Source organism: Micromonospora sp. NPDC049101, from assembly GCF_040648675.1.
In the GTDB taxonomy this organism is placed as follows: Bacteria; Actinomycetota; Actinomycetes; order Mycobacteriales; family Micromonosporaceae; genus Micromonospora.
Genome location: NZ_JBEZED010000071.1, coordinates 1 through 1,116, shown reverse-complemented (window position 1 = coordinate 1,116; position 1,116 = coordinate 1). Strand labels below are relative to the sequence as shown.

Here is a 1,116-nt window from a genome sequence, read left to right as displayed (position 1 = left end):
CACCGACTCATCCTCGAAACCACCTGGCACGCCCTCGAACACGCCCACCTACCCCCCCACCGCCTGCGCGGCACCAACACCGCCGTCTACATCGGAATGCGGTCCGGCGAGTACGAGCGGATGAGCACCGAGAGCCCCGACTCGATCGACGAGTACACGGCGATCGGGGTGTCGGCCAATTTCGCGGCGAACCGGGTGTCCTACGCGCTCGGCCTGGAAGGGCCCAGCCTGGTCGTGGACACTGCCTGCTCCTCCAGCCTGGTCGCCGTGCACCTCGCCTGCCAGGCACTACGCACCGGAGAAACCGACACCGCCATCGCCGGCGGCGCCAACCTCATCCTCTCCCCCGACGCCATGATCGCCCTCAGCAAAGGCCGCATGCTCTCCCCCACCGGCCGCTGCCACACCTTCGACCAACACGCCGACGGCTACGTCCGCGGCGAAGGCTGCGGAATCATCGTCCTACGCCGCCTGAGCACGGCGCTCGCGCTCCAGGACCGTGTCCTCGCCGTCATCCGGGGCAGCGCGGTCAACCAGGACGGTCGAAGCAACGGCCTGACCGCACCGAGCGGTGCGGCGCAGGAGCGTGTCGTGCGGAGCGCCCTGGCCGACGCGGGGGTCGAAGGACACCACATCGACTACGTCGAAACCCACGGCACCGGCACCACCCTCGGCGACCCCATCGAAATACGCGCCCTCACCCACACCCTCACCCCCCACCGACAACACCCACTGCACCTCGGCACCGTCAAAACCAACATCGGCCACCTCGAAGCCGCCGCCGGCATCGCCGGCCTCATCAAAACCATCCTCACCCTCCACCACCGCACCATCCCACCCCACCCCACCACCATCACCCCCAACCCCCACATCCCCTGGAACCCCCACCTCACCATCCCCACCACCCCCACACCCCTCACCACACCCACCCCCACCGCCGCCACCAGCAGCTTCGGATTCGGCGGCACCAACGCCCACATCATCACCCAACACCACACCCCACCCCACCCACCACCAACCACCCCACCCACCACCACCCACACCACCACCACCCACACCATCACCCTCTCCGCCACCACCCCCACCGCCCTCACCACCACCGCCACCCACCTCCTC

The 1,116-nt window shown here is 68.9% G+C and carries 1 protein-coding gene; it reads left to right on the top strand.

Features of this window, described 5'->3' with window-relative positions:
• Window positions 1–1,116 (top strand): polyketide synthase (locus AB0B57_RS36805; RefSeq protein WP_357081101.1); only part of this gene is annotated, 1,116 nt, incomplete at both ends.